Annotated in this window: 28 protein-coding genes; 25 read left to right on the top strand and 3 right to left on the bottom strand. The window is 36.8% G+C overall.

Annotated elements, in window-relative coordinates:
• The first annotated feature begins 4 nt into the window (after window positions 1-4).
• The 5 genes from yhbY (at window position 5) to BTOYO_RS07915 (ending at window position 2,664) form a co-directional block, all read left to right on the top strand.
• A complete protein-coding gene (gene yhbY / locus BTOYO_RS07935; protein ID WP_000955228.1) occupies window positions 5-298 on the top strand; it encodes a ribosome assembly RNA-binding protein YhbY in 294 nt (97 codons plus the stop codon).
• Between the two features lie 138 nt (window positions 299-436).
• The gene (locus BTOYO_RS07930; RefSeq protein WP_001226034.1) at window positions 437-1,006 is read left to right on the top strand and encodes a nicotinate-nucleotide adenylyltransferase; all 570 of its coding nucleotides are present in this window, start codon (window positions 437-439) and stop codon (window positions 1,004-1,006) included.
• Window positions 996-1,565 carry a bis(5'-nucleosyl)-tetraphosphatase (symmetrical) YqeK gene (yqeK, locus tag BTOYO_RS07925; protein ID WP_001078254.1) on the top strand — a complete coding sequence of 190 codons (570 nt, stop codon included), beginning with the start codon at window positions 996-998 and terminating at the stop codon, window positions 1,563-1,565. Before BTOYO_RS07930 ends, yqeK begins: the two co-directional genes overlap by 11 nt.
• Window positions 1,562-1,918, top strand: a complete 357-nt coding sequence (gene rsfS / locus BTOYO_RS07920) for a ribosome silencing factor (RefSeq protein ID WP_000653199.1) — start codon at window positions 1,562-1,564, stop codon at window positions 1,916-1,918. The genes yqeK and rsfS overlap by 4 nt, the downstream gene beginning before the upstream one ends.
• Window positions 1,915-2,664, top strand: coding sequence for a class I SAM-dependent methyltransferase (locus BTOYO_RS07915; protein WP_000873061.1), 750 nt, complete (start codon window positions 1,915-1,917; stop codon window positions 2,662-2,664). The genes rsfS and BTOYO_RS07915 overlap by 4 nt, the downstream gene beginning before the upstream one ends.
• A 172-nt stretch (window positions 2,665-2,836) precedes the next feature.
• Here the strand turns inward: BTOYO_RS07915 and comER are convergent, their stop codons facing one another.
• Window positions 2,837-3,664 (bottom strand): late competence protein ComER, encoded by an 828-nt coding sequence (comER, locus tag BTOYO_RS07910; protein ID WP_001020544.1) that lies wholly within the window; start codon window positions 3,662-3,664, stop codon window positions 2,837-2,839.
• A 77-nt stretch (window positions 3,665-3,741) separates the two neighbouring features.
• On the opposite strand from comER, the gene BTOYO_RS07905 reads away from it, so the two are divergent.
• The 3 genes from BTOYO_RS07905 (at window position 3,742) to BTOYO_RS07895 (ending at window position 7,295) form a co-directional block, all read left to right on the top strand.
• Window positions 3,742-4,338: a helix-hairpin-helix domain-containing protein gene (locus tag BTOYO_RS07905; RefSeq protein WP_000989942.1), complete on the top strand. Its 597-nt coding sequence runs from the start codon at window positions 3,742-3,744 to the stop codon at window positions 4,336-4,338.
• Between the two features lie 63 nt (window positions 4,339-4,401).
• Window positions 4,402-4,959 carry a ComE operon protein 2 gene (locus tag BTOYO_RS07900; protein WP_000439778.1) on the top strand — a complete coding sequence of 186 codons (558 nt, stop codon included), beginning with the start codon at window positions 4,402-4,404 and terminating at the stop codon, window positions 4,957-4,959.
• Between the two features lie 14 nt (window positions 4,960-4,973).
• Window positions 4,974-7,295, top strand: coding sequence for a DNA internalization-related competence protein ComEC/Rec2 (locus BTOYO_RS07895; RefSeq protein WP_041488047.1), 2,322 nt, complete (start codon window positions 4,974-4,976; stop codon window positions 7,293-7,295).
• A gap of 31 nt (window positions 7,296-7,326) precedes the next feature.
• Here BTOYO_RS07895 and BTOYO_RS07890 read toward each other — a convergent pair whose 3' ends face one another.
• On the bottom strand, window positions 7,327-7,461 hold the full coding sequence (locus BTOYO_RS07890) for a YqzM family protein (RefSeq protein ID WP_000997609.1): 135 nt from the start codon (window positions 7,459-7,461) through the stop codon (window positions 7,327-7,329).
• Between the two features lie 348 nt (window positions 7,462-7,809).
• Here BTOYO_RS07890 and holA point away from each other — a divergent pair, with 348 nt between their 5' ends.
• A complete protein-coding gene (holA, locus tag BTOYO_RS07885) occupies window positions 7,810-8,820 on the top strand; it encodes a DNA polymerase III subunit delta (protein ID WP_001279936.1) in 1,011 nt (336 codons plus the stop codon).
• Window positions 8,821-8,903: 83 nt separating this feature from the next.
• Here the strand turns inward: holA and rpsT are convergent, their stop codons facing one another.
• Window positions 8,904-9,161, bottom strand: coding sequence for a 30S ribosomal protein S20 (rpsT, locus tag BTOYO_RS07880; RefSeq protein ID WP_001274011.1), 258 nt, complete (start codon window positions 9,159-9,161; stop codon window positions 8,904-8,906).
• A gap of 181 nt (window positions 9,162-9,342) precedes the next feature.
• Here rpsT and gpr point away from each other — a divergent pair, with 181 nt between their 5' ends.
• The 16 genes from gpr to yqfD all read left to right on the top strand — a co-directional run bounded on the left by gpr (window position 9,343) and on the right by yqfD (window position 25,459).
• Window positions 9,343-10,446 carry a GPR endopeptidase gene (gpr, locus tag BTOYO_RS07875; RefSeq protein ID WP_000662628.1) on the top strand — a complete coding sequence of 368 codons (1,104 nt, stop codon included), beginning with the start codon at window positions 9,343-9,345 and terminating at the stop codon, window positions 10,444-10,446.
• Window positions 10,443-10,808, top strand: a complete 366-nt coding sequence (locus BTOYO_RS07870; RefSeq protein WP_001214892.1) for a YqxA family protein — start codon at window positions 10,443-10,445, stop codon at window positions 10,806-10,808. Before gpr ends, BTOYO_RS07870 begins: the two co-directional genes overlap by 4 nt.
• Window positions 10,809-11,018: 210 nt before the next feature.
• Window positions 11,019-12,842: an elongation factor 4 gene (gene lepA / locus BTOYO_RS07865; RefSeq protein WP_001030961.1), complete on the top strand. Its 1,824-nt coding sequence runs from the start codon at window positions 11,019-11,021 to the stop codon at window positions 12,840-12,842.
• Between the two features lie 129 nt (window positions 12,843-12,971).
• Window positions 12,972-13,346: a winged helix-turn-helix transcriptional regulator gene (locus tag BTOYO_RS07860; RefSeq protein ID WP_001293547.1), complete on the top strand. Its 375-nt coding sequence runs from the start codon at window positions 12,972-12,974 to the stop codon at window positions 13,344-13,346.
• Window positions 13,347-13,397: 51 nt separating this feature from the next.
• A complete protein-coding gene (gene hemW, locus BTOYO_RS07855; protein ID WP_000249447.1) occupies window positions 13,398-14,537 on the top strand; it encodes a radical SAM family heme chaperone HemW in 1,140 nt (379 codons plus the stop codon).
• A 133-nt stretch (window positions 14,538-14,670) separates the two neighbouring features.
• Window positions 14,671-15,687 (top strand): heat-inducible transcriptional repressor HrcA, encoded by a 1,017-nt coding sequence (gene hrcA / locus BTOYO_RS07850; RefSeq protein WP_000954961.1) that lies wholly within the window; start codon window positions 14,671-14,673, stop codon window positions 15,685-15,687.
• Between the two features lie 114 nt (window positions 15,688-15,801).
• Window positions 15,802-16,368: a nucleotide exchange factor GrpE gene (gene grpE / locus BTOYO_RS07845; protein ID WP_000392715.1), complete on the top strand. Its 567-nt coding sequence runs from the start codon at window positions 15,802-15,804 to the stop codon at window positions 16,366-16,368.
• 26 nt (window positions 16,369-16,394) lie between these two features.
• Entirely contained in the window at window positions 16,395-18,230 is a 1,836-nt protein-coding gene (dnaK, locus tag BTOYO_RS07840) for a chaperone protein DnaK (protein ID WP_000034694.1), read from the top strand.
• Between the two features lie 204 nt (window positions 18,231-18,434).
• On the top strand, window positions 18,435-19,541 hold the full coding sequence (dnaJ, locus tag BTOYO_RS07835; protein ID WP_000043957.1) for a chaperone protein DnaJ: 1,107 nt from the start codon (window positions 18,435-18,437) through the stop codon (window positions 19,539-19,541).
• 28 nt (window positions 19,542-19,569) lie between these two features.
• Window positions 19,570-20,508 (top strand): 50S ribosomal protein L11 methyltransferase, encoded by a 939-nt coding sequence (gene prmA, locus BTOYO_RS07830; RefSeq protein ID WP_000872123.1) that lies wholly within the window; start codon window positions 19,570-19,572, stop codon window positions 20,506-20,508.
• A 144-nt stretch (window positions 20,509-20,652) separates the two neighbouring features.
• Window positions 20,653-21,402, top strand: a complete 750-nt coding sequence (locus BTOYO_RS07825; RefSeq protein WP_001190139.1) for a 16S rRNA (uracil(1498)-N(3))-methyltransferase — start codon at window positions 20,653-20,655, stop codon at window positions 21,400-21,402.
• Between the two features lie 6 nt (window positions 21,403-21,408).
• Window positions 21,409-22,761: a tRNA (N(6)-L-threonylcarbamoyladenosine(37)-C(2))-methylthiotransferase MtaB gene (gene mtaB / locus BTOYO_RS07820; RefSeq protein WP_000108698.1), complete on the top strand. Its 1,353-nt coding sequence runs from the start codon at window positions 21,409-21,411 to the stop codon at window positions 22,759-22,761.
• Between the two features lie 287 nt (window positions 22,762-23,048).
• The gene (rpsU, locus tag BTOYO_RS07815; protein WP_000048061.1) at window positions 23,049-23,222 is read left to right on the top strand and encodes a 30S ribosomal protein S21; all 174 of its coding nucleotides are present in this window, start codon (window positions 23,049-23,051) and stop codon (window positions 23,220-23,222) included.
• 15 nt (window positions 23,223-23,237) lie between these two features.
• Complete coding sequence (locus tag BTOYO_RS07810; RefSeq protein WP_000054576.1) at window positions 23,238-23,681, top strand: GatB/YqeY domain-containing protein; 444 nt, start codon at window positions 23,238-23,240, stop codon at window positions 23,679-23,681.
• A 108-nt stretch (window positions 23,682-23,789) separates the two neighbouring features.
• Window positions 23,790-24,083 (top strand): sporulation protein YqfC, encoded by a 294-nt coding sequence (yqfC, locus tag BTOYO_RS07805; protein WP_000732262.1) that lies wholly within the window; start codon window positions 23,790-23,792, stop codon window positions 24,081-24,083.
• A gap of 176 nt (window positions 24,084-24,259) precedes the next feature.
• A complete protein-coding gene (yqfD, locus tag BTOYO_RS07800; protein WP_000792486.1) occupies window positions 24,260-25,459 on the top strand; it encodes a sporulation protein YqfD in 1,200 nt (399 codons plus the stop codon).
• The last annotated feature ends 3 nt before the right edge of the window (window positions 25,460-25,462 follow it).

The following is a 25,462-nucleotide window of genomic DNA, read 5'->3' as shown; positions in this document are numbered from 1 at the left end:
TTATATGTTAACAGGAAAACAAAAAAGATTTTTACGTGCACAGGCACATCATTTAACACCAATTTTTCAGGTTGGAAAAGGCGGCGTAAATGAAAATATGGTGAAACAAATTGGAGAAGCATTAGAGGTTCGTGAATTATTTAAAGTGAGCGTGCTACAAAATTGTGAATTCGATCGTCGTGAAGTTGCAGAAGAACTTGCACAAGGTGCACGTGCTGAAATCGTTCAAGTAATTGGAAGCACAATTGTTTTATATAAAGAATCAAGAGAAAATAAACAAATTAAGCTTCCTCGATAAAAAGATTAGCATGCGGTACTTTTATTGCTAGTGCTTAATGATGTAGAGAGCGAAACCAATTGAACTTTTATTAACAGTGAACTCTCTTCGAATTGATAGGAAGAGAGTTGCTGTATGTAAAAGGAAGGGGCGTTTCTTTTGAGGAAAATTGGCATCATTGGCGGTACATTTGATCCGCCTCATTATGGGCATTTGCTAATTGCAAATGAAGTATATCACGCTTTGGACTTGGAAGAAGTATGGTTCCTGCCAAATCAAATTCCGCCACATAAACAAGGGCGGAATATTACAAGTGTAGAAAGTCGTTTAAAGATGTTAGAGCTTGCGACTGAGGAAGAAGCATACTTTTCAATTTGTTTAGAAGAGCTAAACAGAGAAGGCCCATCTTATACGTATGACACTATGTTACAATTAACGGAAAAGTATCCGGATGTGCAGTTCCACTTTATTATTGGTGGAGATATGGTTGAGTATTTGCCAAAGTGGTATAACATTGAAAAGTTACTTACACTTGTAACTTTCGTTGGAGTTACGAGACCAGGTTATACATTGCATACGCCTTATAATATTGTAAAAGTGGAAATTCCAGAGTTTGCAGTTTCTTCTTCTTTGTTACGTGAGAGGTATATGGAGAAGAAAACGTGCAAATATTTACTTCCGGAAAAAGTACAGGTATATATCGAGAGGAATGGGTTGTATGAATCGTGAGGAAGCACTTCATATTGTGAAACAACAAATGCATGAAAAGCGTTATGTACACACAATAGGTGTAATGGAAACAGCGATTGAACTGGCTCGTTTATATGATGTAGATGAGAAAAAGGCAGAAACAGCTGCTATCTTTCATGATTATGCAAAATGTAGAGCGATTTCAGAAATGGAAGAGATTATTAAGAGGGAAGGTTTGCCGAAGGATCTACTTCACTATAACAAAGAGTTATGGCATGCACCTGTTGGGGCATACTTAGTAGAAAAAGAAGTAGGCATTACGGATTCTGAAATTTTGCAAGCTATTACATACCATACAAGTGGTCATGAGAAAATGACGATGTTAGATAAAGTGATTTATGTAGCAGATTACATTGAGCCGGGGCGTAAGTTTCCTGGTGTAGAAGAAGCGAGAAAACTCGCATATAAAGATATAAATCAAGCGTTACTGTTTGCTTTAAAGCGAACAATTCAATTTTTAATGGAAAAAGATCAAACGATTTATCCATTAACATTCCAAACATACAATGCAGTTATCAAGGAGGAAATTATTAAATGAAAGATAAAGATTTATTAGTATTAGCAGCAAAAGCAGCTGATGATAAGAGAGCAGAAGATATGGTTGTACTAAATATGCAAGGGATTTCACCAATTGCAGACTATTTCATTATTTGTCACGGAAACTCTGATAAACAGGTGCAAGCAATTGCGCGTGAAATTAAAGCGAAGGCGCATGAATTCGAAATTAATGTACAACGTATGGAAGGTTTTGATGAGGCTCGTTGGGTATTAGTAGACCTTGGTGATGTGGTTGCTCATGTATTCCATAAAGATGAGCGTGATCACTACAATTTAGAGCGTCTATGGGGCGATGTACCACGTGAAGATATTACTGAAGAGTTAGATCAATGAAATACGAACAATTTGCATTACTGTATGACGAACTGATGAATGATGTCCCGTATGATAAATGGGTAGAGTTCACAGAGGAAAGTTTGCAGCATGCGGGCATGAAAGAGGCAAAAATTCTTGATGTAGCATGTGGAACTGGTAACGTAACACTACCGCTTATGCGAAAAGGTTATGATTTAACTGGTGTAGATCTTTCAGAAGAAATGTTAACTGTCGCACAGCAGAAATTAGGAGGAGAAGGTTATTTTCTTCCTTTTTACCAACAAGATATGAGAGAACTTGATGTTCCTGGTGAATTTGATTGTGTAACAATCTTTTGTGATTCGTTAAACTATGTATTGCAAGAAGATGGAGTGCAAGAAACGTTTAGAAGAGTCTTCCATCATTTACGTCAAGATGGCTTGTTTTTATTCGACGTACACTCTTTATATAAAATACATCACGTATTTCAAAATGAAACATATACAGTGAATGGCGAGGAAATATCACTTATTTGGAACTGTTTCCCTGGAGAAGAATCCAATAGTGTGGAACATGATTTGACATTCTTTGTACAAGATCCAGAAGAAGATGTATATCATCGTTTTGATGAATGTCACGTGCAACGAGCATATTCGGTTGAAGAATTAACGAAATGGCTTGAAGAGGCTGGATTTACAGTGCTTCGCGTCACAGGAGACTTTGAACGAATTGAAGTGACAGAACAAACAGAGCGCATCTTTTTTATGGCGAAGAAGAATGGATAAAACAAAAGCAACCGATAAGGTTGCTTTTGTTTTTTAGAAAAGATTTGATTTCATTTCTAGAATATTAAAAAGATGATACATGTAAAGTACAAAAATGCTAGTTTTAGTGAAAATGTAGCATAAAAAAGATACGTATTAATAAAAAGGATTTGGAATGGCGATGGCGTATTTATTATGTGTGTTTATTGAATTGCTGATCAACGCATTTTAAATCTTCATCAAACTTCTCGTGTGTCCGTTCGATTAATTTATGAAACATATCTCCAACATGTTCTTCTAAAACTAGAATACCTTCTCCTGTAACGCCGCCTTTGACACATACCTTTTCTTGTAAGGTAGGTAATGTGAAAATCTCTTTTTCAAGTAATTTCCCCATTCCAACGACCATTTCACTTACTAAAGTAGTAGCTTCTTCATGTGTAATATTTGTTTTATCTACAGCAGCGTTAATGAAACATTGTAATAAATAACTAAAGAATGCAGGGCCGCAGCTTGCTATATCAGATGAAACGCGCGTTATATCTTCTTCTATTACAAGTGGAGTAGAAATTTTTTTGAATAGCCGAAGTAGTTTTTGTTGCCACTCTTCAGAGCATTTACTTCCAAATGTAAATAATGATGCGCCAGATAGGGCGCGGTTTGTAATGCTCGGAATGATACGTGCGACGTGGCAAGGTACAAGTGTCTCTAATTGTGATGGAGATATTGGACTTGTGATAGAAACTAAGCACTTTTCATCAGAAAAATGTTCAGCATATTTTTGTAGGATAGGGTATATATCTTTTGGTTTAACGCAAATAAAAATAAGTTGTGATTGTTCGAGTACTTCTGGGATTGTTTTGGCTATATGAATAGAAGGGTATTTTTCTTTTATATGATATGCTTTGGCAGGTGTCCGATTAATGATTGTAAGGCACGAAGGTTTGACAGCACGGGTCTCTAAAAATGCATCGATTAGTATGTTCCCCATGTTTCCTGTCCCTATAATTCCTATGTTCAATGTTTCATCCCTCCTTCGTAACAGCTTTCTCCTAAACAATATGAATGATGTTATAAATTTATGATTAGAGGTGTAAAATGATGTGGGATTTTCCGAAAAAATGGTTGGGGTTAGTAGCTATTATTGTAACTGTACTTTTTCTTTTTTTCTGGAAAACAAACCAGCATACAGAGCGATTGGTCATTGCAACGGATGTTCAGGCGAAAGATGTAGAGAAAAAAAGTAAACCGAAAATATTAGGTGCAAAGGAACAGAAAAAAATACTAATTGACATGAAAGGGGCCGTTGTTAAAGAGGGGGTGTATGAAATGAAAGAAGGGGATCGATTCAAGGATGCGGTTGAAAAGGCGGGTGGTTTTTTGCCCGAGGCAGATATAAAGAAGGTGAATTTAGCACAAATTGTACAAGACCAAATGATTCTTTATGTACCCAATAAAAATGAGCAAGTGCAAGATGTGGCTACCTCTTCAAAGGGGGAAGGGAAAGTTCAAATAAATGCAGCTTCTAAAGAGCAACTTGAAAAAATCACAGGCATTGGCTCTCGAAAAGCGGAAAGTATTTTGAAATATCGAGAGGAACATGGTCCGTTTCAGAAAATAGAAGATTTATTAGAGATTGATGGGATTGGTGTGAAGTCTTTGGAAAAAATAAAAGATCAAATTATTATTCCGTAAAAGATTGACGAAGTTTTTCTTCATTCGCTACACTACAAGTAGACAAAAAAGAAGGTGAAAAATATGGAACGAATTTCGTGGGATCAATATTTTATGACGCAAAGTCATTTGTTATCTTTACGTAGTACATGTACAAGACTTGCAGTAGGGGCAACAATCGTTCGTGACAAGCGGATTATTGCTGGCGGCTATAATGGTTCAATTAAAGGTGGGGTGCATTGTATCGATGATGGATGCTATGTCATTGATAATCATTGTGTTCGTACAATTCATGCAGAAATGAATGCTTTATTACAATGTGCCAAGTTTGGTGCGAAAACAGAAGAAGCAGAAATTTACGTTACGCATTTCCCTTGTTTACAATGTTGTAAGGCAATTATTCAAAGTGGTATTACAGCGGTTTATTATGCGCAGGATTATAAAAATCATCCATACGCCATAGAGTTATTTGAACAAGCGAATGTAACAGTGAAGCATGTTCCACTAGAATATGATATTGCTGCATTAGAGGAGCAAAAACGTTATACGGAGTTAACAGAATTATTTGCGTCTTTCGAAAAAGATAATTTATCAATGGAAGAATTACAACATGTATTCACGAAAGCAAAAATGATGCTATAAGGAGTGAGTATAAGTTGCATGAACAATGGGGCTATATTGCAATCTCTTTTATAATGGGGATTGCAATCGCCTTTTCCTTGTCATTTTTATGGATTGCTTGTTGTTTCGTTTTATATGTTTTCTTCTGTTTATATCGTACTTCGCGTAAAACCTTCATTTTTTGTATGATAGCGTGTTTTAGTGGTGCTATGTACACTTCGTATGTTCAAGGACAAAATAAGCCTCTAGGGGAGCCCTATGAAGCTACAAGAGGGGTGATACAAAATACACCTCTTATTAATGGGGATCGCCTATCTTTTCAATTTGAAGATCAGAATAAAAATACAGTGCAGTTAAGTTACAAAATGAAATCAGCCTTGGAAAAGAAACAATTACAACAATTATATGCGGGAGTATCCTGTGTATTCAAAGGTGAGAGGAAAGAACCGCAAACTGCTCGGAATTTTCATGGTTTTGATTACCGAGATTATTTATATAAACAAAATATTCATTTTATATTCCATGCTACATATATTTCTGAGTGCCAAAAAACATCATTATCATTTGTGCAATGGATTCTTTTTTATAGGCAGCACATAATCTCTAAAGTTACAGAAATGTTTCCAGAGCAATCAGGTGCTTTTATGAATGCATTATTATTTGGTGACCGACAACAAATGACGTTTGAAGTTGAAGAACAGTATCAGCAATTTGGTCTTGTGCATTTATTGGCGATTTCAGGGTCGCATATTGTTCTGTTAATGGTGATAGTTTACTTTGTTTTACTGAGAAGTGGTGTGACGAAGGAGATGGCGACAGTATTTCTAATTGTTTGTATTCCAGTGTACATGATTATAGCAGGCGCATCACCGTCTGTTATAAGAGCTTCTATAACAGGTGTTTTATTGTTGGTTGCTTTCATTTGTTCTGTTCGCTTATCTAGTTTAGATGCCTTAAGTATAACGGCTATATGTATGCTTATATACGACCCATATCTTGTTTTTAATATAGGATTTCAATTTTCATTTGTAGGTAGTTTCGCTTTAATTTTATCTGCTCCGATACTACTAAGGCATAGTAATGGAATAATTCGAAATGCTATTTATATTTCTATTATCTCGCAGCTCGTTAGTACCCCGATTTTGTTATATCATTTTGGTTATTTTTCTCCATATAGTATTTTCCTCAACCTCATATACGTTCCATTTTTATCTATACTTGTATTACCATGTAGTATTATTATTATGGTATTTATACCAATTATCCCATTTCTCGCAAAAGGACTTGCAAATATACTGTCAGTAGGTTTAATTATTTCTAATAATTTACTAAGTTATTGTGAAAGCTTACCGTTTCCCCGCCTTGTTTTCGGGCAAACATCTATACTTCTTATAGTTGTATATTGTGTGATGATTGTTAGTATATTGATCGTCTTGGAAAGAGGGCTGCCGAAAAAAATTGTATTCATAGTCATGAGTGGATTTCTTTTTATTAGCACGTGTCATTATGTATACCCGTATTTTCGCGAGAGTGGGAGTGTGACATTTATTGATGTTGGACAAGGTGATGCAATATTAATTCGACTTCCATATGATAAAGGGGTTTATCTTATTGATACAGGTGGAACACTTCGGATAAATAAAGAAGAATGGCAACGGAAAAAGCATGAATTTTCTGTTGGTCACGATATTCTTGTTCCTTTTTTGCAAAAGGAAGGTGTGAAAACAATTGATAAATTAATCATAACGCATGGAGATGCGGATCATATAGGTGCCGCATCAGATTTATTATCGTATATAACTGTAAAAGAAGTTGTATTTGGTCAAAAGAAACAAGAGACAGTATTAGAAAAGGTGTTAAAGAAAAAGGCATTAGAAAAAGAAGTGAAAATAAGTATAGTGGAAGAAGGGGAGTGTTGGAGTATAAATGGAGCGGAATTTTTTATACTAGCTCCGAAAGGGAAAGAAAAAAGTGAAAATAACTCTTCAATTGTAATGTGGGCCAAATTAGGAGGATTAACATGGCTGTTTACAGGTGATTTAGAAGAAGAGGGAGAGGAACTTTTAGCATCGACATATCCATATTTACGGGCGGATGTTTTAAAAGTTGCGCATCATGGGAGTAAAACGTCATCTACAGCACCTTTTTTGAGGCTTATACAGCCTAGTATAGCGATTGTTTCTGTGGGAGAACGGAATAGGTATGGACATCCGGATAAGGAGGTGATAGAGCGTTTTGAGAAGATGGGTACTGAAGTATGGCGAACGGATAAACAAGGTGCTATTTCCTATGTTTTTAAAGGGGAAACCGGAACCTTTAAAAGTAAAATCACATATGATGAAATACATAATAGATGAAAAAGAGAAGACTGCCATGAAATGGCAGCCTTTAAGAACCGATGAATTTAATAACAGTTGCAATAATGAAAAGTGTTGCGAAAAAACCAAATGAGACGATAAATCCTACCCCTGAATCAATAGCGTCATTGCGTTTACTTTGAACATTTTGTTCAAAATCATTCATTTAGAATCCCTCCCCAACATTCCACTTTAGTATAAAATATTGTCAGAAAAAAATCTACAATTTCCATATGAAGAGGAACCGAGTATTTTTACTACTTTCTAGTTCGTTAAGTGACATGAGTTTTTCGTTTCCAAGCATGTTAAGAGTTGGCACTTATACTCGGATTTTTATTGTGAATAATAAAGGGAAGGTGATTACCGCACACCAATAAGAAACCCGGGACTTATTGCGTGGCGTTTAATATAAATAAAGGGGCGGGTTGTAAAGCCTGTTCCTTTGTACTTGTAAAACAAAAGCTAGGGCATTAGTATAAATATATATTGCCAAGTTAGGGAGTAGGAAAAAAGTATGAGTGATATACATAAAAAAATTAATAAGAAGCAGTTTGCTCCGTTATATTTACTGTATGGAACGGAAGCGTTTTTTATAAATGAAACGATAAAGCTTATTACAACAGAAGCACTTGAAGAGGAAGATCGAGAATTTAATGTTGTGACATACGATTTGGAAGAATCCTATTTAGAAGATGTGGTTGAGGATGCGCGTACACTTCCTTTTTTTGGGGAACGGAAAGTACTATTAATGAAATCACCACTTTTTTTAACTTCACAAAAAGAAAAGTTAGAACAAAATATAAAAATTTTAGAAGAATATATTGGTGAACCTTCTCCATTTTCTATTCTTGTTTTTGTTGCGCCTTACGAAAAACTCGATGAACGAAAAAAAATTACAAAACTATTAAAGAAAACAGCGGATGTAGTAGAAGCGAATGCGATGCAAGTGCAAGATGTTCAGAAATGGATTGGTGCTCGTGCTGATGAAGTACATGTGCATATTGATAATGCAGCTGTTAGTTTGTTATTAGAGCTTGTGGGAAGTAATGTAACGATGTTGGCGAAGGAAATGGACAAGTTAACGTTATACGTTGGTATGGGCGGAGAGATTACACCAAAACTTGTTACAGAGCTTGTGCCGAAGTCTGTGGAGCAAAATGTATTTGCTTTGACAGAAAAAGTAGTGAAAAAGGATATTGCGGGTGCAATGCAAATTTTAGATGGATTATTTACGCAGCAGGAAGAACCGATTAAATTGCTTGCGTTATTAGTGAGTCAATTCCGCTTGCTGCATCAAGTGAAAGAGTTGCAACAACGTGGTTACGGACAAAATCAAATCGCGTCTCATATTGGTGTACATCCGTATCGTGTAAAGTTGGCGATGAATCAAACGAAGTTTTTCTCTTTTGAAGAATTAAAAAAAGTTATTATAGAATTAGCGGAAGCTGATTATAGTATGAAGACGGGGAAAATGGATAAGAAACTTGTGCTTGAGTTTTTCCTGCTGCGGCTAAATCATATGTAGTGATACAAAAAAGTTCATGTACTTGTTACGTGAACTTTTTTGTATATAAAAAAACGATCCAAATGGATCGTTTTTTAAACGCCTTACGCGTTTACTTGTTTCGCTAAGCGAGATTTTTGACGAGCTGCAGCGTTTTGGTGGATAAGACCTTTACGAGCTGCTTTGTCAAGTTTTTTAGAAGCAGTTTTGAAAGCTTCTTTAGCATTTTCAAGATCGTTATTAGTAACTAAAGCTTCTACAGTTTTAACAGCAGAACGCATGTCAGACTTGATAGAAGCGTTATGTGCACGACGCTCTTCGCTAAGTTTAGCGCGTTTGATAGCAGATTTGATGTTTGCCATACTTTTCACCTCCCTGGTGCAATCGAATGACTCGATTCTTAACATAGAACAAGTGATATTCTATCAAACGGTGAAGAGAATTGCAATAGTATATCAATGAAATTTCACGTAAAGGAAAGAATGACCTTATATAACTTTGGGAAATCTAACGATATTTACTATGAATTACGGAGGAGATACGATGAAAGAACCATTAGATTTAAGTAAATATAGTGTTAGAACTGACCTTGCTGTAGAAGCGCATCAAATGTTGCAAGAACGCCAAGAAGAACAAGAAGGGGTACAAGGAGTTATTGTAAAAGAGAGGGAAGAAGAGGGTATTACAATTACAAAAGTCACAATTGATGAAGTTGCATCTGAATCGATGGGTAAAAAACCTGGAAATTATTTAACGCTTGAAGTGCAAGGTATACGTCAACAAGATACGGAACTGCAACAAAAGGTAGAGCGTATTTTTGCGAAAGAATTTTCTTATTTCTTAGAAGAGGTTGGCGTTACAAAAGAAGCGAGCTGTTTAATTGTTGGTCTTGGGAATTGGAATGTAACACCGGATGCACTTGGACCGATAGTTGTAGAAAACGTATTGGTAACGAGACATTTGTTTCAATTGCAGCCTGAAAGTATAGAAGAAGGTTTTAGGCCTGTTAGTGCAATTCGTCCGGGAGTAATGGGAATTACAGGAATTGAAACGAGCGATGTTATTTATGGAATCATTGAGAAGACGAAGCCAGACTTTGTAATTGCAATTGATGCGTTAGCTGCACGCTCTATTGAACGTGTAAATAGTACGATACAAATTTCGGATACAGGGATTCATCCTGGATCTGGTGTTGGGAATAAACGTAAGGAGCTAAGTAAAGAAACATTAGGAATCCCTGTTATTGCGATTGGTGTTCCAACTGTAGTAGACGCAGTTTCTATTACGAGTGATACGATCGATTTTATTTTGAAGCACTTTGGAAGAGAGATGAAAGAGGGACATAAGCCGTCACGGTCTTTATTACCAGCGGGATTTTCATTCGGAGAAAAGAAAAAATTAACAGAAGAAGATATGCCGGATGAAAAAAGTAGGAATATGTTTTTAGGTGCTATTGGTACGTTGGAAGAAGAAGAAAAAAGAAAATTGATCTATGAAGTACTGTCTCCTCTCGGTCATAATTTAATGGTGACCCCAAAAGAAGTAGATGCTTTTATAGAGGATATGGCAAATGTAATAGCGAGTGGGTTAAATGCAGCGCTGCATCATCAAATTGACCAAGATAATACGGGAGCATATACACATTGAGGGGGAGAGACGATGATAGTTTAAGTCGTTTTGCACTTCTGTGTATATGTAGTGCAGTTTTATGTTTACTTATGATGATAGCAGGAGTTGCGCTTGCTAATCATGGTTTGAAAAGTATGAAAGGTTATCAGCAGCTGTCGTATGAACAAATAGCTCATATGACAGGGACAGAGGGTGCGAGTGCTGAATCAGAAATTTTGGGAAGTTCGTTTTCAACTATTGAGAAACAAAAACAATTAGAAAGTTTAAGAAGTTTTAATGTCGTAGAAGGAATTGGTATGGCGATAGCAAGTGTTGCTTATGAAATAACAAAGTTTGGAACGGATATAGTTGTTGGGAAAGTGAAAGAGATTTTTAGCTAAGAGTAGCAGGAAGAACGGTTGTCTTATCGTTTTGTACGACAGCCGTTTTTTAATTTGAAAAAGGTTTGTCTCTTATGGTTTGTTCGCATAAGATATAGATAGAATGATTTGTCTTGTAAGCAGCACGAGTTTTCATTGAATCTTTGCTGCTCTATTGATATAATCAGTGCTAGTGTATATTGGCGAGACTATTAGGAGTTGAGAACATAGATGAATAAAGAAGAAAGAGCAAAAAGACAGTCCAAAATTCGTAACTTCTCCATCATTGCTCACATTGACCACGGGAAATCAACGTTGGCAGACCGTATTTTGGAGAAAACAAACGCGTTAACACAGCGCGAAATGAAAGCTCAGTTGCTTGACTCTATGGATTTAGAGCGTGAGCGCGGTATTACAATTAAATTAAATGCAGTACAATTAACGTATAAAGCGAAAGACGGTGAAGAGTATATTCTTCACTTGATCGATACGCCAGGACACGTCGATTTTACGTACGAAGTATCTCGTAGTTTAGCGGCTTGTGAAGGTGCAATTCTTGTTGTTGATGCAGCGCAAGGGATTGAGGCGCAAACATTAGCAAACGTATATTTAGCGCTTGATAATAATTTAGAAATCTTACCAGTTATTAATAAAATCGATTTACCAAGTGCGGATCCAGAACGCGTACGTCAAGAGGTAGAAGATGTAATTGGTTTAGATGCATCGGAAGCTGTACTTGCTTCGGCAAAAGCAGGCATTGGTATTGAGGACATTTTAGAACAAATCGTTGAAAAAGTACCAGCTCCGACGGGTGATTCAGAAGAGCCGTTACAATGTATGATTTTCGATTCCTTATATGATCCATATCGTGGTGTAATTGCATATATCCGTGTTGTAAACGGAACGGTAAAAGTTGGCGATAAAGTACGTATGATGGCAACTGGTAAAGAGTTTGAAGTAACAGAAGTAGGTGTATTTACACCGAAAACAACGCAGCGTGATGAGTTAACTGTAGGTGATGTAGGTTTCTTAGCAGCATCTATTAAAAACGTAGGTGATACACGTGTTGGTGATACGATTACACATGCGAAACGTCCGGCTGCAGAGGCGTTACCAGGTTACCGTAAATTAAACCCGATGGTATTCTGTGGGCTGTATCCAATTGATTCTGCTCGTTATAACGATTTACGTGATGCGTTAGAAAAATTAGAGTTAAACGATTCTGCTCTTGAGTTTGAACCAGAAACATCTCAAGCGCTAGGATTTGGTTTCCGTTGTGGATTCTTAGGTTTACTTCACATGGAAATCATTCAAGAACGTATTGAACGTGAATTTAAGATTGACTTAATTACAACAGCGCCAAGCGTTATTTATAAAGTTTATTTAACAAACGGTGAAGATGTTATTGTTGATAATCCATCTAATATGCCAGATCCACAGTCTATCGATCGTGTAGAAGAGCCGTTTGTTAAAGCTTCAATTATGGTTCCGAATGACTATGTTGGAGCTGTAATGGAAATTTGCCAAGGTAAACGTGGAACGTTTATTGATATGCAATATTTAGATGAAACGCGTGTTACATTAACATATGAAATCCCGTTATCAGAAATCGTATATGACTTCTTCGATCAATTGAAATCAAATACGAAAGGATATGCATCATTTGACTACGAGTTAATTGGTTATAAACCGTCTAAACTTGTGAAAATGGATATTCTTTTAAATAATGAACAAGTGGATGCTTTATCATTCATTGTGCACCGTGATTCAGCGTATGACCGTGGTAAAGTAATCGTAGAGAAATTAAAAGAATTGATTCCAAGACAACAGTTCGAAGTGCCAATTCAAGCTACTATTGGAAACAAGGTTGTAGCACGTTCTACAATTAAGGCGATGCGTAAAAACGTACTTGCAAAATGTTACGGTGGTGACATTTCTCGTAAGCGTAAACTTCTTGATAAGCAAAAAGAAGGTAAAAAACGTATGAAGTCTGTTGGTTCTGTAGAAGTACCGCAAGAGGCATTCATGGCTGTACTGAAAATGGATGACAACTAATATAAAATAAAGAAGGAGTCGTTTATGCGGCTTCTTTTTTTCTGTATCATTACTTTTTAGACATCTTAGTATCTCTCATTTACAATAGTGAGAGAGCTTTTTAGTTCATACAGAGTTAGGAGATTATTAATGTCCGAAAATATTCGAAAAGATATTCAAGAGAAACTACAAAATGGTAATTTTAATTGTGAAAAGGAATTGACGCTTTCTATTATTAGTGGAAAGTGGAAAGTTGTGATACTGTGGCATCTTGGTGTGGAAGGGCCTCATCGTTTTAGCGAATTACAACGGTTATTCCCAAGCATTTCTCATAAAGTTTTGTCGAACCAATTAAAAGAGTTAATGGAAGATGGGATTGTTGATCGAACAGTATATCCCGAAATTCCTCCTCGTGTTGAGTATTATATGACGGAACTAGGCATGTCACTTTTACCAATCGTTGAAATGATGTATGATTGGGGAAAAATGCGAATGGAACAAATCCGTAATACGTTAGAGAAGTAGAGAACCCTCCGGAGTGCGGAGGTTTTCTTTTTAGAAAGGTAGGAGTTATATTTGGTACAAGCTGCATATATTCATATTCCGTTTTGTCAGCATATTTGTCACTATTGTGATTTTAATAAAGTGTTTATTGAACGCCAACCGGTAGATCAATATTTAGAGTACTTAGAGAAAGAAATAATAAATACGGTTCAAAAAGTACCGTTTGATAGTATGAAAACGATTTTTGTTGGTGGAGGAACGCCGACAGCATTAAATATGGAACAGACAAAAAAATTACTCGAGATTATTAATCGTCATTTGCGTCCGTTTGCTCCGAATTGTGAATTGACATTTGAAGCGAATCCAGGAGATCTGCCGAAAGAGAAGTTGAATGTACTGCTAGAAGGTGGAGTGAATCGAATTAGTTTTGGTGTGCAAACGTTCCGTGATGAACTGCTGGAGAAAATCGGGCGCAAGCATACGAGGGAAGATGCATTCCTAGCGATTCGAGAAGCTCAAGAAGTAGGCTTTAAAAATATTAATGTAGATATTATTTATGCTTTGCCAGGACAAACGATAGAAGATGTGAAGGAAACATTAGACATTGCCTTTACGCTTGGTGTACAACATTTCTCGGCATATTCATTAATTGTGGAACCCAAAACAGTGTTTTATAACTTAATGAATAAAGGGAAATTGCGTCTTCCGGGTGAAGACCATGAAGCGAAAATGTATGAAATGGTAATGGATGAAATGGAGAAACACGGTTATAGCCAGTATGAAATTAGTAATTTCTCAAAAGGTGATAATGAAAGTAGACATAATCTCACATACTGGAATAATGAAGAGTACTATGGATTTGGAGCTGGAGCGCATAGTTATGTAAATGGGGAACGTATTCAAAATGTAGGTCCGCTGAAGCAATATTTTAATAAAATTGATGAAACAGGATTTCCTTATTTAGATGTTCATGAAGTGACTGAGAAGGAAAAAATGGAAGAAGAGTTGTTTTTAGGACTTCGAAAAACAAAAGGTGTTTCTAAAATAGCATTCCAAAAGAAATTCAATATAGAGATGGATCAAGTTTTCGCGAAGCAGTTACAAGGCAATCAAGAACAAGGGTTGCTTGAAGAAAGAGATGGATATGTGCGTTTAACACGAAAAGGGAAATTATTAGGGAATGAAGTGTTCCAGTCATTTTTGATTGACTAATTAAATGTTTCATAAACGTGAAAAAAATTCATTATTTCGTGACGTTTCCGTTGACAATTGAATGTCAATTTTGGTAAGTTATTAATAGATTTAGCACTCGAAGACAAAGAGTGCTAACAGAGGTGATGATGAGATGCTTACGGAACGTCAGCTCTTAATTTTACAAACAATTATTGATGACTTTATTGGATCAGCGCAGCCCGTTGGGTCTAGAACGTTGGCTAAAAAAGAAGAAATCACATTTAGTTCAGCTACTATTCGAAATGAAATGGCTGATTTAGAAGAATTAGGTTTTATTGAAAAAACACATAGTTCTTCTGGACGGGTTCCTTCTGAGAAAGGATACCGATTTTATGTAGACCATCTTTTAGCGCCGCAAAACTTACCGAACGATGAAATTGTACAAATTAAAGATTTATTTGCTGAAAGAATTTTTGAAGCAGAAAAAGTTGCACAGCAATCTGCTCAAATTTTATCAGAGCTTACGAGCTATACGGCGATTGTTCTAGGGCCTAAGTTAAGCACAAATAAACTTAAAAACGTACAAATTGTGCCGCTTGATCGTCAAACAGCAGTCGCTATTATTGTAACGGATACAGGGCATGTACAAAGTAAAACGATTACCGTTCCGGAATCTGTTGATTTATCAGATTTAGAAAAAATGGTTAACATTTTAAATGAAAAGCTATCTGGTGTACCGATGGCAGAACTTCATAATAAAATCTTTAAAGAGATTGTTACAGTTTTACGTGGGTATGTTCATAATTACGATAGTGCGATAAAAATGTTAGATGGTACATTTCAAGTTCCGTTATCGGAAAAGATATACTTTGGAGGGAAAGCGAATATGCTTTCGCAACCGGAGTTCCATGACATTCATAAAGTAAGATCTTTGCTGACGATGATTGATAATGAGGCTGCGTTTTATGACATTTTGCGTCATAAACAAGTCGGAATTCAAGTGAAAATTGGTAGAGAAAATTCTTCTACGGCAATGGAGGATTGCAGTTTGATTTCTGCAACGTATTCGATTGGAGAAGAGCAACTTGGAACAATTGCAATTTTAGGTCCGACGAGAATGCAATACTCTCGTGTAATTAGTTTACTGCAGTTATTTACAAGACAGTTTACAGACGGACTTAAAAAGTAAATGAGAGTAATACATTCGCTCAAGTGATGAAATTTTCATTGCTGTGTGTAATATATAATGCTTAGGTAATCATGCTAAGCATGATACCTAATACCTTTTAAGGAGGTGAAAATTGTGGAAGAGCGTAACGAACAAGTGGTAGAAGAAGTGAAAGAAGCGCAAGTTGAAGAAGCTGTCACGCCAGAAAACAGTGAAAAAACTGTAGAAGAAAAAAGTGAGGCTGCTCTTTTACAAGAAAAAGTAGATGAGTTACAAGCGAAACTAACGGAAACGGAAGGTCGCACATTACGTCTACAAGCTGATTTTGAAAATTATAAGCGCCGTGTCCAAATGGATAAACAGGCTGCTGACAAATATAGAGCACAAAGTCTAGTTTCAGATATTTTGCCAGCTCTTGATAATTTTGAAAGAGCGATGCAAGTGGAAGCGACTGACGAGCAAACGAAATCCTTGTTACAAGGTATGGAAATGGTGCATCGTCAATTGCTAGAAGCGTTGACTAAAGAAGGTGTGGAAGCGATTGAAGCTGTTGGTAAACAGTTTGATCCGAATGAACACCAAGCTATTATGCAAGTGGAAGACAGTGAATTTGAATCAAACGCGGTAGTTGAAGAATTCCAAAAAGGTTATAAACTAAAAGACCGTGTGATTCGCCCATCAATGGTAAAAGTAAATCAATAATTTACATAAAAGTAGGAGGATTCGCCATGAGTAAAATTATCGGTATTGACTTAGGTACAACAAACTCTTGTGTAGCTGTTATGGAAGGTGGAGAACCAAAGGTTATCCCAAATCCAGAAGGAAACCGTACAACACCTTCTGTTGTAGCTTTCAAAAATGAAGAGCGTCAAGTTGGGGAAGTTGCGAAGCGTCAAGCAATTACAAACCCAAATACAATCATGTCTGTTAAACGTCATATGGGTACAGACTACAAAGTAGAAGTTGAAGGTAAAGATTTTACACCTCAAGAAATTTCTGCAATCATTTTACAAAACTTAAAAGCTTCTGCTGAAGCATACTTAGGTGAAACAGTAACGAAAGCTGTTATTACAGTACCTGCATACTTCAACGATGCAGAGCGTCAAGCAACGAAAGATGCTGGTCGTATCGCTGGTTTAGAAGTTGAGCGTATCATTAACGAACCAACAGCAGCAGCACTTGCTTACGGTTTAGAAAAACAAGATGAAGAGCAAAAAATCTTAGTATATGACTTAGGTGGCGGTACATTTGACGTATCTATCCTTGAGTTAGCAGACGGCACATTCGAAGTTATTTCAACTGCTGGTGACAACCGCCTTGGTGGAGATGACTTTGACCAAGTTATCATCGATCACTTAGTAGCTGAATTCAAAAAAGAAAATAACATTGATTTAAGCCAAGATAAAATGGCACTTCAACGTTTGAAAGATGCAGCTGAAAAAGCGAAAAAAGATCTTTCAGGTGTAACACAAACACAAATTTCATTACCATTCATTAGTGCTGGAGCTGCTGGCCCATTACACTTAGAATTAACGTTAACAAGAGCAAAATTCGAAGAGCTTTCAGCAGGTCTTGTTGAAAGAACATTAGAGCCGACTCGTCGTGCATTAAAAGACGCTGGCTTTGCTCCAAGTGAATTAGATAAAGTTATCCTTGTTGGTGGATCTACTCGTATCCCAGCTGTTCAAGAAGCTATTAAACGTGAAACTGGTAAAGAGCCATACAAAGGCGTAAACCCTGATGAAGTTGTAGCATTAGGTGCTGCGGTTCAAGGTGGCGTACTTACTGGTGATGTAGAAGGCGTACTATTATTAGACGTAACTCCACTTTCTTTAGGTATTGAAACTATGGGTGGTGTGTTCACGAAATTAATCGAGCGTAACACTACAATTCCAACAAGTAAGTCACAAGTATTCTCAACAGCTGCTGATAACCAACCGGCAGTAGACATTCATGTACTACAAGGTGAGCGTCCAATGTCAGCTGACAACAAAACATTAGGTCGTTTCCAATTAACGGATCTTCCACCAGCACCACGTGGTATTCCACAAATCGAAGTAACATTCGATATTGATGCGAACGGTATCGTTAACGTACGTGCAAAAGACTTAGGAACAAGCAAAGAGCAAGCTATTACAATTCAATCATCTTCAGGTCTTTCTGATGAAGAAGTAGATCGTATGGTACAAGAAGCAGAAGCAAATGCTGACGCTGACCAAAAACGTAAGGAAGAAGTTGAACTTCGTAATGAAGCTGACCAACTTGTATTCCAAACAGATAAAGTTGTAAAAGATTTAGAAGGTAAAGTAGATGCGGCTGAGGTTGCAAAAGCGACAGAAGCGAAAGAAGCGTTGCAAGCGGCAATTGAGAAAAACGATCTTGATGAAATCCGTGCGAAAAAAGATGCTTTACAAGAAATCGTACAACAATTAAGCGTTAAATTATACGAGCAAGCTCAAGCAGCTGCAGGGCAAGCAGAAGGTGCACAAGGAGCACAAGACGCTGGCGCGAAAAAAGATAATGTAGTAGACGCTGAATTTGAAGAAGTAAAAGAAGACAAGTAATTTAAGTACAAACATAATAAGTAAGATGACAAAAAGTCAAAGTCAAGCGTGCCTTGGCTTTGGCTTTTTTCATAAATGAGGAGAAATGTGTGAGGATCTTAAGTTTTTTAGCTTGCATACTGTAAGTGAGGAAACTTTGTTGCAAAGCACTTTCTTTCGGTGTTAAAATTACGTTTATGTGAAAGATTCGGGGGTTGCAAATTTATGAGTAAACGAGACTATTATGAGGTCCTTGGGCTTAGCCAGGGCGCTTCAAAAGATGAAATTAAAAAAGCGTATCGTCGTTTGGCTAAAAAATACCATCCAGACGTAAGTAAAGAAGAAAATGCAATTGAAAAGTTTAAAGAAGTACAAGAGGCATACGAAGTGTTGAGCGATGATCAAAAGCGTGCGCAGTACGATCAATTTGGTCATGCTGGTGCAACTCAAGGCTTCGGTGGCGGAGGAGACTTCGGCGGTGGCTTTGGTTTTGAAGATATCTTTAGTTCGTTCTTTGGCGGCGGTGGCGGCAGACGTCGAGATCCAAATGCTCCGCGCCAAGGTGCTGACTTACAATATCAAGTCACTTTAGACTTTGAAGAAGCTATTTTTGGTAAAGAGTTAAACGTTGAAATTCCAGTAGAAGATCCATGTGATACTTGTAAAGGTAGCGGGGCAAAACCAGGAACTTCAAAAGAAACATGTAAACATTGTTCAGGATCAGGTCAAGTAAGTGTAGAACAAAATACACCGTTTGGTCGTATTGTAAACCGTCAAGCTTGTGGTCATTGTTCAGGAACTGGTCAAATGATTAAAGAAAAATGTACGACATGTCACGGTTCAGGTAAAGTACGTAAGCGTAAAAAAATTAACGTTAAGATTCCAGCTGGTATTGATAATGGCCAACAAATTCGTGTATCTGGAAAAGGTGAAGCGGGCGTAAATGGTGGACCGGCAGGAGATTTATATGTAGTTGTTCATGTAAGAAATCATGAATTCTTCGAGCGTGAAGGTGATCATATTATTTGCGAAATGCCATTAACATTTGCGCAAATGGCACTTGGTGCTGAAGTAGAAGTTCCTACTGTTCATGGGAAAGTGAAGCTGAAAATTCCAGCAGGAACACAAACAGGAACAGAATTCCGCTTAAAAGGAAAAGGTGCTCCAAACGTACGTGGATACGGTCAAGGAGATCAATATGTAGTCGTTCGTGTTGTTGTACCAACAAAATTAAATTCACATCAAAAAGATTTATTACGTGAATTTGCAGGGCAAGAAGAGCAGGATGATAGTTTATTCGGAAAGCTTAAACGTGCTTTCAAAGGGGAATAATGGAAATAAAAAATGGAGTTGGTAAATTGTGAAATGGTCAGAAGTTAGTATTCATACAACAGAAGAAGCAGTAGAAGCTGTCTCTCATATTTTACATGAAGCTGGTGCTAGTGGAGTTGCAATTGAGGATCCAGCAGAGTTGACGAAAGAGCGCGAGCAACAATATGGTGAAATTTATGCATTGAACCCAGATGAATACCCGGCAGAGGGTGTATTAGTAAAAGCATATTTCCCACAAACGGATTCTTTACAGGAAACGATTGCGGGTGTAAAATCATCTATTGATGTGCTTCCATCTTACGACATTGAAATTGGTACTGGAAATATTACCATTAACGAAGTCAATGAAGAAGATTGGGCTACTGCTTGGAAAAAGTATTACCATCCAGTACAAATTTCTGATACATTCACAATCGTACCGACATGGGAAGAATACACACCATCTTCTCTGGATGAAAAAATCATTGAATTAGACCCGGGTATGGCGTTTGGTACAGGAACTCATCCAACAACAACGATGTGTATTCGTGCTTTAGAAAAAACAGTTCAATCAGGTGATACTGTCATTGATGTAGGAACGGGTTCAGGTGTACTTAGTATTGCAGCGGCAAAATTAGGTGCGTCTTCTGTTCAAGCATACGATTTAGATCCAGTTGCAGTGGAAAGTGCGGAAATGAATGTACGTTTAAATAAAACAGATGATATCGTATCTGTTGGACAAAATAGTCTTTTAGAAGGTATTGAAGGACCTGTTGATTTAATCGTAGCGAATTTATTAGCAGAAATTATTCTTCTATTCCCTGAAGATGCAGCACGAGTTGTAAAATCAGGTGGATTATTCATTACATCTGGTATTATTGCAGCGAAAGAAAAAGTAATTTCTGAGGCGTTAGAAAAAGCTGGATTTACAATTGAAGAAGTATTACGAATGGATGATTGGGTAGCAATTATTGCACGAAATGCGTAATATAGATTTTAGTTTATAATGAAAAGGGGAGTCTCTCACTATAAGGTGAGGGACTTGCCGTTTGTTATATGAAAAATGATAACGTTTCGTTCTTTTCGTAAGTGTTGACTTACGAAAGGAACGAAACTCTACTAAGGTGATTATATGCAACGTTATTTTGTAGAAGAAAAACATGTAAGTGAAGCAAAGATTCGCATTGTAGGTGATGATGTACATCACATTGCGAGAGTAATGCGTATGTCAGCTGGTGATCACATTTATTGCTGTGTAAACGGAAAAACAGCAGTATGTTCAATTGATGAAATTACCAGTGAATTTGTTGAGACAGCTATTGTAGAATGGGTAGAGGCATCAAGTGAACTTCCTGTGTTCGTGACGATTGCAAGTGGACTGCCAAAAGGAGACAAGCTAGAGTTAATTTTTCAAAAAGGAACCGAGCTTGGGGCAGCCGCATTTTTACCATTTCAAGCATCTCGCTCTATCGTAAAATGGGATGCGAAAAAAGCTGATAAAAAAGTTGAGCGTTTAAGAAAAATTGTGAAAGAAGCTGCGGAACAATCGCATAGAAGTGAAGTTCCAGAAGTACATGCTCCAGCATCGTTTAAGCAATTGCTTTCAATGAGTGGTGAGTATGATGTTTGTCTTGTTGCGTATGAAGAAGAAGCAAAACAAGGCGAGAAATCTAATTTTGCGAAAGCTTTAACGACAATGAAACCAGGTCAAAAGCTATTAATTGTATTTGGCCCAGAAGGCGGTTTAGCTGAGGAAGAGATTACGGCGCTTCGTGAACATAAATTTGTACTATGTAGTTTAGGACCAAGGATTTTAAGAACGGAAACGGCACCGCTTTATGCGTTAAGTGCTGCTTCTTATCATTTTGAATTGATGGGGTGATGATCAATGTCAACTGTTGCGTTCCACACGTTAGGTTGTAAAGTAAACCACTATGAAACAGAAGCTATTTGGCAATTGTTTAAACAAGGTGGTTATGAAAGAACTGAATATGAAAAGAAATCTGATGTATATGTTATTAATACATGTACAGTAACAAATACTGGAGATAAAAAAAGCCGTCAAGTAATTAGACGTGCTGTGCGTCAAAATCCAGATGCGGTTATTTGTGTAACGGGATGTTATGCGCAAACATCTCCAGCTGAAATTATGGCAATTCCAGGTGTAGATATTGTAGTTGGTACACAAGATCGTGAAAAGATGTTAGGATACATCGAAGAATTCCGTAAAGAGCGTCAACCAATTAATGCTGTCCGTAACATTATGAAAACACGTGTATACGAAGAACTTGATGTACCATATTTCACGGATCGTACACGTGCTTCATTAAAAATACAAGAAGGTTGTAATAACTTCTGTACGTTCTGTATTATTCCTTGGGCGCGTGGTTTAATGCGTTCTCGTGATGGAAAAGAAGTTATTAAACAAGCGCAGCAATTAGTGGATGCAGGCTATAAAGAAATCGTATTAACTGGTATTCATACAGGTGGATACGGTGAAGATATTAAAGATTATAACTTAGCTGGATTACTTCGTGATATGGAAGCAGAAGTAGGTGGATTAAAACGTCTTCGTATTTCTTCTATTGAAGCGAGTCAAATTTCAGATGAAGTAATTGAAGTGTTAGACAAATCTGAAGTAGTTGTACGCCACTTGCACATTCCGTTGCAATCAGGATCTAATACTGTATTAAAACGTATGCGTCGTAAGTATACAATGGAATTTTTCCAAGAGCGTTTAGATCGTTTGAAAGAAGCGTTACCAGGTCTTGCGATTACATCAGACGTAATTGTTGGCTTCCCAGGTGAAACAGAAGAAGAATTTATGGAAACGTACAATTTCATTAAAGAGAATCGCTTCTCTGAGTTACACGTATTCCCTTATTCAAAACGTACGGGAACACCTGCAGCGCGTATGGAAGATCAAGTTCCTGAAGATGTGAAGAATGATCGTGTTCACCGTCTAATTGAACTATCTAATCAATTAGCGAAAGAGTATGCTTCACAGTTTGAAGGAGAAGTACTTGAAATTATCCCGGAAGAGCAATTTAAAGATGGCGATCGTGAAGGGTTATATGTAGGTTATACAGATAACTATTTGAAAATTGTCTTTGAAGGGTCAGAAGAATTAATTGGTAAGCTAGTGAAAGTGAAAATTACGAAAGCTGGTTATCCATATAACGAAGCGCAATTTGTTCGTGTTATTGAAGATGATGTGAAAAAAGAATCAGCGAGCGCGTAAAAAAAAGCATGCAAACGGAAACGGTTTGCATGCTTTCTTTTTTCATGGAAAAGTTAAGTGTTGAAAAGGTACAATGATAAAAATATAGTTGTTTTCAGTGGAAAAGGATGATAGCTATTTGCATAGCTTTAAAAAAGGAAGAGCATCTATTCCTCTTTTATTCGGTCAAATAGTTGACCTGAAGTGATAAAATGTATTATAATCGTAAAAGACATGCTGAAGAAGTGTTTCTTTTTGCATGCTGAAGTTAGTATGTAAGTGTGATGTTTCGGAGGGAGGGAAAGAGAATGTCAAAAACAGTCGTTCGTAAAAACGAGTCTTTGGAGGATGCACTTCGCCGTTTTAAAAGATCGGTTTCTAAAACTGGTACACTTGCTGAAGCAAGAAAGCGCGAGTTTTATGAAAAACCAAGTGTAAAACGTAAGAAGAAATCTGAAGCGGCAAGAAAGCGTAAATTCTAAGAGAGGGTGTAAGTTATGAGTCTTCTCGGTCGTTTAAACGATGATATGAAACAAGCGATGAAGAATAAACAAAAAGAAAAATTAACCGTTATTCGTATGGTTAAGGCTGCTTTACAAAATGAAGGTATTAAACTGCAACATACTCTTACAGAAGAAGAGGAATTAACAGTTTTAGCTCGTGAAGTAAAACAGTATAAGGACTCCCTCCTTGAATTTAAAAAAGCTGGTCGTGAAGACCTTGTTGATAAACTGCAAAGTGAAATTCAGATTTTAAGCGCATATTTGCCGGAGCAATTAACTGAAGAAGACCTGATTGATGTAATCAAGCAAGTTATTTCTGAAGTTGGTGCGACATCAAAAGCAGATATGGGTAAGGTGATGACTGCTGTTATGCCGAAAGTAAAAGGTAAAACAGACGGATCACTTGTGAATAAGCTGGTTATCCAGCTATTAGCATAAAAAAACGTCTCATTTCGTATGAGACGTTTTTTTATGCTTTTTTTCAGTTTGGACGTGATATTACAAGCTCTTTTTTCATACATATGGGATGAGAGGAGGTCTTTTAAGATGAAAAAATTAGAACAAATGAAGAATTGGTTAACGAAGCAAATAGACCTGCCAGTGGATGTGCTAATGGATCTACCTCGGATCACGCTTGTTGGGCAAGTGCATATCTATATAGAAAATCATCAAGGTTTATTAGTGTTTTCAGATAAAGAAGTAAGATTGTTGCTAAAACATGGTCAATTATTAATTAAGGGGCAATCCTTCGTTATTAAAACAATCCTTCCAGAGGAGCTTTTGCTTGAAGGGATCATTGAGCAAGTGATGTTTTTAGAAAGTGAAAAGCAAAAAGAGTGAGGGAAACTTCCGTATGTGAAGTTTTTCTTCTTTATTCTCGTGATTCGACCTTACTATTCAGTTATCTCGCTATTTATGGGCAGTAAAACTCTTTATATCATTTTCGTACGAGCTATTTTGCTAATTAAAGTGAAAAGTAGTATGTCTACTTTTGGGAAAGGTAGTGGAGGTAGTAGATGAAAAATAAATGGTTTATAAAGTGGCTTGGATATGTAAAAGTACGAATTGAAGGTAGAGGAGCGGAACGGTTCGTTAATGAATGCGTACGTAGAAAATTATTAGTTTGGGATGTTAAGAAGATTGCTGATGAAACGTTAGTTTTTTGTATGTTGTTACGCGATGTGAAAAAATTAAAACCAATTTATAGAAAAAATGAATGCAAATTATATTTCATTGGACGCTACGGTTTTCCTTTTTGGAATAAGCGTTTAATTAAAAATAGTGGGTTTTTAATCGGTTTTTTAATTTTCTTTTTTGGTATGATTGCAATGTCAAATATGGTTTGGAAAATTGAGATTACAGGAGCGAAACCTGAAACAGAATATATATTGATGAAAGAATTGGATAAAATGGGTATTAAGAAAGGAAAACTACAGTTTCAAATGCCTAGTGTAGAAGATGTGCAACGCCATTTGACGGACAATATTAATGCGATTACTTGGGCGGGGCTGGAAGTAAGAGGGACCACCTATCATTTTAAAATTGTGGAAAAAAACGAGCCGAAAAAAGAAAAGGAACAGCATCCACAAAATTTAGTGGCAAAAAAAGAAGCAATTATTACAAAAACGTTTGTAGAGGTTGGAAAACCAGTCGTTATGAAAAATGACCATGTTGAAAAAGGACAACTTCTTGTATCAGGTATATATGGTAATGAGGAAAACCCGTCAGTTGTTTCGGCGAAAGGTATTGTATATGGAGAAACTTGGTATACATCCGAGGTGAGTGTGCCGCTGAAAACACAATTTCAAGTGTATACTGGTAATGCGTATAATGAATACTTTCTTAAGTTTGGGAGTGCAAAAATAAAAATATGGGGATTTCAACATGATAAGTATAAACGCTCTCGTACTGAACATGTAAAACATGATGTGAAATTATTTGGTTTTACATTACCGATTGCATATGAAAAAGATATTGTACGAGAAGAGGAAGAAGCGAATCGAGAATACACAGAAAAACAGGCATTGAAAGTAGCGAAAGAGATGGCTGAAAAAGAACTAAAGAAAAAATTGGATGAACATGCTATGATTGTAAGTGATAAGATTTTGAGTAAAGAGGTTGAGGCGGATCAACTAAAAGTTACATTGCATTATACTGTAATTGAAAATATTGCAGAGTCACAACCGATATCCGAATCCGATATTCAAGGAGACTGAGTA

It is taken from the genome of Bacillus toyonensis BCT-7112, from assembly GCF_000496285.1.
GTDB lineage: Bacteria > Bacillota > Bacilli > Bacillales > Bacillaceae_G > Bacillus_A > Bacillus_A toyonensis.
The sequence above is the reverse complement of the archived record's forward strand: the minus strand, read 5'-3'. Positions and strand labels throughout refer to the sequence as shown.

Bases quoted from the DNA above. Each gene is read 5' to 3' on its own strand.
- yhbY (WP_000955228.1), top strand. From the start codon at position 5: ATGTTAACAGGAAAACAAAAAAGATTTTTACGTGCACAGGCACATCAT.
- yqeK (WP_001078254.1), top strand. From the start codon at position 996: ATGAATCGTGAGGAAGCACTTCATATTGTGAAACAACAAATGCATGAA.
- rsfS (WP_000653199.1), top strand. From the start codon at position 1,562: ATGAAAGATAAAGATTTATTAGTATTAGCAGCAAAAGCAGCTGATGAT.
- BTOYO_RS07915 (WP_000873061.1), top strand. From the start codon at position 1,915: ATGAAATACGAACAATTTGCATTACTGTATGACGAACTGATGAATGAT.
- BTOYO_RS07905 (WP_000989942.1), top strand. From the start codon at position 3,742: ATGATGTGGGATTTTCCGAAAAAATGGTTGGGGTTAGTAGCTATTATT.
- BTOYO_RS07900 (WP_000439778.1), top strand. From the start codon at position 4,402: ATGGAACGAATTTCGTGGGATCAATATTTTATGACGCAAAGTCATTTG.
- BTOYO_RS07890 (WP_000997609.1), bottom strand. From the start codon at position 7,461: ATGAATGATTTTGAACAAAATGTTCAAAGTAAACGCAATGACGCTATT.
- holA (WP_001279936.1), top strand. From the start codon at position 7,810: ATGAGTGATATACATAAAAAAATTAATAAGAAGCAGTTTGCTCCGTTA.
- rpsT (WP_001274011.1), bottom strand. From the start codon at position 9,161: ATGGCAAACATCAAATCTGCTATCAAACGCGCTAAACTTAGCGAAGAG.
- gpr (WP_000662628.1), top strand. From the start codon at position 9,343: ATGAAAGAACCATTAGATTTAAGTAAATATAGTGTTAGAACTGACCTT.
- lepA (WP_001030961.1), top strand. From the start codon at position 11,019: ATGAATAAAGAAGAAAGAGCAAAAAGACAGTCCAAAATTCGTAACTTC.
- BTOYO_RS07860 (WP_001293547.1), top strand. From the start codon at position 12,972: ATGTCCGAAAATATTCGAAAAGATATTCAAGAGAAACTACAAAATGGT.
- hrcA (WP_000954961.1), top strand. From the start codon at position 14,671: ATGCTTACGGAACGTCAGCTCTTAATTTTACAAACAATTATTGATGAC.
- dnaK (WP_000034694.1), top strand. From the start codon at position 16,395: ATGAGTAAAATTATCGGTATTGACTTAGGTACAACAAACTCTTGTGTA.
- dnaJ (WP_000043957.1), top strand. From the start codon at position 18,435: ATGAGTAAACGAGACTATTATGAGGTCCTTGGGCTTAGCCAGGGCGCT.
- BTOYO_RS07825 (WP_001190139.1), top strand. From the start codon at position 20,653: ATGCAACGTTATTTTGTAGAAGAAAAACATGTAAGTGAAGCAAAGATT.
- mtaB (WP_000108698.1), top strand. From the start codon at position 21,409: ATGTCAACTGTTGCGTTCCACACGTTAGGTTGTAAAGTAAACCACTAT.
- rpsU (WP_000048061.1), top strand. From the start codon at position 23,049: ATGTCAAAAACAGTCGTTCGTAAAAACGAGTCTTTGGAGGATGCACTT.
- BTOYO_RS07810 (WP_000054576.1), top strand. From the start codon at position 23,238: ATGAGTCTTCTCGGTCGTTTAAACGATGATATGAAACAAGCGATGAAG.
- yqfC (WP_000732262.1), top strand. From the start codon at position 23,790: ATGAAAAAATTAGAACAAATGAAGAATTGGTTAACGAAGCAAATAGAC.
- yqfD (WP_000792486.1), top strand. From the start codon at position 24,260: ATGAAAAATAAATGGTTTATAAAGTGGCTTGGATATGTAAAAGTACGA.